The organism is uncultured Thiodictyon sp. (genome assembly GCF_903828115.1).
Classification (GTDB): domain Bacteria; phylum Pseudomonadota; class Gammaproteobacteria; order Chromatiales; family Chromatiaceae; genus Thiodictyon.
Genome location: NZ_CAIKKU010000313.1, coordinates 1 through 5372, shown reverse-complemented (window position 1 = coordinate 5372; position 5372 = coordinate 1). Strand labels below are relative to the sequence as shown.

At 68.8% G+C, this 5372-nt stretch carries 6 protein-coding genes; 1 reads left to right on the top strand and 5 read right to left on the bottom strand.

The annotated features are described in order from the left end of the window. Positions 1-401 precede the first annotated feature (401 nt). Positions 402-1118, top strand: coding sequence for a DUF1345 domain-containing protein (locus QZY48_RS11455; RefSeq protein ID WP_295430986.1), 717 nt, complete (start codon positions 402-404; stop codon positions 1116-1118). A gap of 241 nt (positions 1119-1359) precedes the next feature. Here the strand turns inward: QZY48_RS11455 and QZY48_RS11450 are convergent, their stop codons facing one another. The 5 genes from QZY48_RS11450 to QZY48_RS11430 all read right to left on the bottom strand — a co-directional run bounded on the left by QZY48_RS11450 (position 1360) and on the right by QZY48_RS11430 (position 5230). Next, positions 1360-2235, bottom strand: coding sequence for an ABC transporter ATP-binding protein (locus tag QZY48_RS11450; protein ID WP_295430985.1), 876 nt, complete (start codon positions 2233-2235; stop codon positions 1360-1362). Beyond that, complete coding sequence (gene cbiQ, locus QZY48_RS11445; RefSeq protein WP_295430984.1) at positions 2232-2984, bottom strand: cobalt ECF transporter T component CbiQ; 753 nt, start codon at positions 2982-2984, stop codon at positions 2232-2234. Before cbiQ ends, QZY48_RS11450 begins: the two co-directional genes overlap by 4 nt. Continuing rightward, complete coding sequence (gene cobJ, locus QZY48_RS11440; RefSeq protein ID WP_295430983.1) at positions 2971-3969, bottom strand: precorrin-3B C(17)-methyltransferase; 999 nt, start codon at positions 3967-3969, stop codon at positions 2971-2973. Before cobJ ends, cbiQ begins: the two co-directional genes overlap by 14 nt. Then, positions 3962-4387, bottom strand: a complete 426-nt coding sequence (locus QZY48_RS11435; protein WP_295430982.1) for a cobalamin biosynthesis protein — start codon at positions 4385-4387, stop codon at positions 3962-3964. The genes cobJ and QZY48_RS11435 overlap by 8 nt, the downstream gene beginning before the upstream one ends. Before the next feature lie 81 nt (positions 4388-4468). Then, positions 4469-5230 carry a cobalamin biosynthesis central domain-containing protein gene (locus QZY48_RS11430; RefSeq protein WP_295430981.1) on the bottom strand — a complete coding sequence of 254 codons (762 nt, stop codon included), beginning with the start codon at positions 5228-5230 and terminating at the stop codon, positions 4469-4471. Between the last annotated feature and the right edge of the window lie 142 nt (positions 5231-5372).

Sequence of the window (5372 nt, the reverse complement as noted above, 5' to 3'; positions counted from 1 at the left end):
CCCTGTCCATCCCAGGCTGAAGCCTTGGACTCCGGCCCGGGGCGGCCGGAACGATGATCGAGGCCCGCCGCCGCGTCGGCGGCGTGATCGGCGGCAACGGCAGGCAGTTGATTCGATCACCGCGACCGGGGAAACTTCGCCCCAGCCGTCGGCGGTGGGTGGTGCCAGTCCGTAGGGTGGACAAGCCCAGCGCAGTCGACCAACGCAAGACCGCCGGTAGCTGCGCCGCGCCGGGCCGTCGTGCCAAGCCCGCGGGCCGGTCCGCACGCCTTGTCCACCGCACCCTCGCACCAAAGTGCTGAGGTCGTAATAGAATTCCCCTCGTCCAAGCCTCGAGATTGTGCAAGTATGCGCCCGGGAGCCGCTTCACCCCCGATCCGTCGTAAACATCAAGGCTACCGATGAATCACATCCCTACCTCAATCCTCAAGCTGTGGTCTCACATTTGCATTCACGGGCGGCTCGCCGGCTCGGTGGTGATCGGGGTCCTTTCCTATCTGATGCTGCTGCTGACGCCGATCGAGCCGACACTGCGCGCCCTGATCACCTGGGATATCGGGGCGGGGCTTTATCTCGTGCTGGCCTGGCACCTGTTCGCTCGTACCTCGATTGAACAGATGAAGCGCCGAGCGAGCTTACAGGACGACGGCGCTATGCTGGTACTGTTTCTGACGGTGGCCGCGGCAATGGCCAGCGTGGCCGCGATCGTGATGGTACTCTGGGGCCTGGAGAAGATCCCACTGGAGGAGCGCCAACTTCGTCTCGCCCTGGTGGTGGTCACCTTCCTGGCCTCCTGGCTGCTGGTCCATACCTCCTTTGCCCTGCACTACGCCCACGCCTATTACGGGCCGCGAAGCGAGAGTGTCGAGCCGGCGCTTGCGTTTCCTGGTCGAGACCCCCCCGCTTACATGGACTTCATGTATTTCGCCATCGTCATCGGGATGACCTCCCAGACGGCGGATGTTGGGCTGGCGACGACCCGGATGCGGCGACTGGTCATGGTCCAGGGCCTGATCGCCTTCGCCTTCAATACCACGCTCCTGGCCCTGACGGTCAACATCGCCGCCGGCCTGCTCAACGACCCGGCACTCTTCACTGCGCTGCCCGCGGATCGATGAGTCGGTACCACCTGGCGGCCGGGCTTGCGCGCTTCAGAGTGGTCAGTGGGCCTAATATCTCCAAGCGCAGATCCCGATCTCATTCGAGATTATCCGTGACCTTGAGAAATGGACAGGATTAACAGGATTTCTCAGGTCGTAGCCTGGATGGAGCGCAGCGGAATCCAGGTGTTCGCTACAAGTTGCTGATATCTATTATATCCGCGAGGTTGTCGCCGGATTCCGCAGCGCTCCATCCGGGCTACGGGGAAGCCGCAGCGACCACTTCCCCAATCTCCTCCCCATCCCCCGAGCGCCCGCGCAGGCGTGCGACCAGGGCAGCCTGGGTGCGGGGCGGCCCCCCCGGGCCATCGGCGACCCCCATGGCCACGGCCAGGGCCAGCAGCGTGGGCGTCTTGAGGTGCGCGGCGTGCAGGCGCTCGGGATCGGCCAGGGTCGCCAGGGCCTCGCCTTGGCAGAGCACCAGGCCTTGTCCCAGGATCGCGACCTCGTCGGCCCAGCCGTAGGCCAGGTCGACATCGTGGGTGGAGAAGACCAGGGTCGTACCCGCCAGGCGCAGTTGCTCCAGGGCGGCGAGCAGGTGGGCGACCCCGCGGGGGTCGAGCCCGGCGGTGGGTTCGTCCAGGATCAGGACCTCGGGCTGCATGGCCAGGACCCCGGCGATGGCGACCCGCTTCTTCTGCCCGAAGCTCAGGGCATGGGTCGGGCGCTGCGCCAAGGCGGTGATGCGCAGGGTTTCCAGCGACGCCTCGACCCGCGCCCGCACCATCGCCTCCGGCAGCCCCTGATTGAGTGGACCGAAGGAGACGTCCTGGTAGACGGTGGCCGAGAAGAGTTGGTCGTCCGGTTCCTGCAACACCAGCCCGACCCGGTTGCGCCAGGCGCCGAGCGCCCGCCGGCCATAGTCGGCGGCCTGGCCGTCCAGCAGCACCTGACCGCGGGAGGGCTTGAGCGTGCCGTTCAGGTGCAGGAGCAGGGTGGTCTTGCCGCAGCCGTTGGCACCCAGGAGCGCGAGTTTGCGGCCCCGCGGTACCGTCAGATCCAGCCCGCGCAGCGCGGCGATGGCCCCGGGGTAGTCGTATTCGAGCCCCCGGGCGGCCAGGATAAGCGGGCTCATGCCAGGGCGCGATCCAGCAGGAGCGACCCCAGCGCGACCGCCAGCAGCAGGCCCCCGATCCCCGCCAGCCGGCGCGGCGACAGACGGCGCTCCGGCGTCAGGACGCGCAACTCGCCGACATAGCCGCGCGCGGCGAGCCCGACCTCGAGCCGCCGCGCCCGCTCCAGGGCGCGCTGGAACAGGGTCGCGACCAGGAGTCCCAGTGACCTGAGACCGCGGCGCCTGGTGCTGTACCCCTGCCGCGCGGCCTGGGCCTGCTGACCCGCCAGGGCACGCTCCATGAAGATGAAGATCAGCCGATAGATCAGGAGCGCGATCTCGACCACGGCCGCCGGCACCCCCACGCGGCGCAGCCAGGGGACCAGTTCCGCGACCGGGGTGGTTAGTGTCAGAAAAGCTAGGCAGGACAGTGCCCCCAGTGAGCGCAGCGTCACCGTCAGGGCCGCCGCCGCCCCCGCGGGTGAGTAGGCGAGGCGGACCCCGTCACTAAGATCGAGCGAGAGCGCGAGAAAGGGCGCACTGGTGAGCAGAAATCCCGCGGGCAGGGCCATGACCCCCAGGAAGGCGCGGGCCGGGACCCGGGCCCCGGCCACCGTCGCCCCGGCCATGAGGGCGCACAGCAAGGGCCCGGCGGTCAGGGGTGGCAGGGTCAGGGCCAGAAGCAGGCCCCCGTCGGCGAGCAGCAGCCGCTCCCCGGGGTGGTGCCGGTACCAGCGGTTGGTCCAGGCGTGGCGGTCAATGGCGTACATCAGCGCGCGGGCTCCGCAGTAGATCAATGTCTGCCTCGGTCGCAGCGGCGTCCGGGGCGTCCAACAGTTCGGCGATGTAGCGGGCCGGCAACTGGTAGCGGGCGGCGAGCTGCTCCACGCCCTCGGCACTGGCGCGGATCGCGGCAAGCCAGGCGTCCAGTCCGCTGGAGAGCGAGGTCCCGGCGCGCTCCCCCGCGACCGTGGTGCCGCCGGCCAGGTCATACTTGTTGGTATAACCACGGGGGGTGATCAGCAGGCCGTGGCGCACCTGGGTCTGACTGTTGCCGATCAGGACAGTCGTCAACATCCCGATCTCGCACCCGTCGAGCGCCGCCAGCGTGGTGAGTTCGACCCGCTGGCGCGGCCGGAAGGCGGCGTGGACCAGGGCCACCGGGGTGTCCGGGCGACGATGGCACAGGAACAGGCGCTGCGCCTCCTGGAGCTGGCGGGTGCGCCGCCCGCTCTTGGGGTTGTAGAGTGCGCAGACGAAGTCCGCCGCCGCTGCCGCGTTGAGCCGCCGGGCAATCACCGGCCAGGGCGTCAGCAGGTCGGACAGCGAGATGGCGCAGAAGTCGTGGCTGAGCGGGGCGCCCACCAGGGCCGCGCAACTCGTCAGCGCTGTGGCCCCGGGGACGACCTCCACCGGGAAGCCGGTTTCCGGCGTCCAGCCCGACTGGAACAGGACCTCGAAGGTCAGCCCCGCCATCCCGTAGACCCCGCTGTCCCCGGACGAGATCAGGGCCACGGTGCGGCCCGCCTGGGCCAGTTCCACCGCCAGGCGGGCGCGCTCCACCTCCTCGGTCATACCGCTCTTGACCACCTGCTGGTCACCGACCAGATCCGCCACCAGGCGCAGGTAGGTGGCGTGGCCGATCAGGGTATCGGCCGCGGCGATGGCCTCCCGGGCGCGCCCGGTCATGTGCTCGCGCCCCCCGGGGCCGAGCCCGACCAGGAAGAGTTTGCCGGGGGGCTTAGGTTCAGTCATCGTCGATCCTCGCAATGGACACCGTGGCGTGCTTGCCCGCGGCATCTTGCAGTTTATGTTTTTCCAGGAGCAGGGGGCCGCCCGCGCACCCCGCTGCCAATAGGGCCGCCGCCGCGCTGACCGAGGGCGTGCCCGTATGCCGAAGCACCGTCGGTGATGGATTGGGCACCGGTACCGCCGCCAGTTGGGCGGCGCTGTAGAAGCGCAACGGCCAGCCGTGGACCGCGGCCAATTGCAGCAGCCCCGCCTCGTCCGCCTTGAGATCGATGCTCGCGGCGACGACCACTTGACTGAGCTCGGCAGCCAGCCCGGCCAGGGCCTCGGCGACTGCCCGCTCCAGGGTCGCAAGCGGGGTGCCGCGGTCGCAGCCCAGGCCCAGGGCGAGGCGCGGACGCGCGGGGATGGGGGTGGCAGCCATGCATTCTCCTTCAGACGGAAGTACGGAAGTACGTGAGTACGGAAGTACGTGAGTGTGAGCCCCTCTTAACGTACTCACGTACTAACGTACTAACGTACTTTCTTTAGCCAGGTAGACGATTACTGGACCATCGAACCCCGCGGTCAGGCGCGCGGGCGGGGCGCGGCTGCCGATCCAGAGCAGGGCGCGATAGCCGCCTAAGTCCAGCGGCTTACCGGGGTCCAGACAGTGCAGGTTGGGCGGCAGCGGCCCGTTGCGGCCATTGGCATGACCGCGCCACCAGTCCGGGCTGCCGGACTCCTGCACCAGGGCGACCGGCTCCCCGTTGACCACCGCGGCACTCGCCCGCAGCAGGTCCCTGGAGCAAGCCTGAAGGGTCCAGCCCAACTCGCGCCCGAGCAGGTCCACGGCCAGCGTCTGCTGCACGTCCGAGGCGGTCGTCAGCACCGCGGTCGCCCCCAAGACCAGCGCGACACGCCCCGCCAGGGCATTGGCCCCGCCCAGATGGCCGGAGAGGACCGGGATGACGAAGCGCCCCGCCTCGTCGAGCACCAGCACCGCCGGATCCCGGTATTTGTCGCGCAGGTGCGGGGCGATCAGCCGCACCAGGGCGCCCAGGGAGAAGGTGGCGATGATGGCCTCCCAGTCCGCGAACAGGCCCGGCATCTGGTCCCGCGTGGGACCATCGTAACCGGTGTGGGCACCCGGGACGGCGACCGCCGCCTGCGGACCCAGGGTCGCGGGAACGAACAGGTGCGCCCCCGGCAGGGCCGCGACCAGCCGCCCCGCCAGGGCGACACCCGGGCGGGTGATGGCCAGGACGGCAATTCTATTCGCAGTCATACGCGGACCAAGAAACGGTTCACGAATAAATTAAACAATTCCATCAGGGGCTGCCTATAGCGCCATTTTCGTTGTCGTTGTCGTTGTCGTAATCGAGGTTATCGTAGCCCCCGGATTCTCTCGCAGCCCAAAGTGCATCGCT

Excerpts from the sequence above, each read along its gene's own strand:
- QZY48_RS11455 (WP_295430986.1), top strand. The coding sequence starts at position 402 with ATGAATCACATCCCTACCTCAATCCTCAAGCTGTGGTCTCACATTTGC.
- QZY48_RS11450 (WP_295430985.1), bottom strand. The coding sequence starts at position 2,235 with ATGAGCCCGCTTATCCTGGCCGCCCGGGGGCTCGAATACGACTACCCC.
- cbiQ (WP_295430984.1), bottom strand. The coding sequence starts at position 2,984 with ATGTACGCCATTGACCGCCACGCCTGGACCAACCGCTGGTACCGGCAC.
- cobJ (WP_295430983.1), bottom strand. The coding sequence starts at position 3,969 with ATGACTGAACCTAAGCCCCCCGGCAAACTCTTCCTGGTCGGGCTCGGC.
- QZY48_RS11435 (WP_295430982.1), bottom strand. The coding sequence starts at position 4,387 with ATGGCTGCCACCCCCATCCCCGCGCGTCCGCGCCTCGCCCTGGGCCTG.
- QZY48_RS11430 (WP_295430981.1), bottom strand. The coding sequence starts at position 5,230 with ATGACTGCGAATAGAATTGCCGTCCTGGCCATCACCCGCCCGGGTGTC.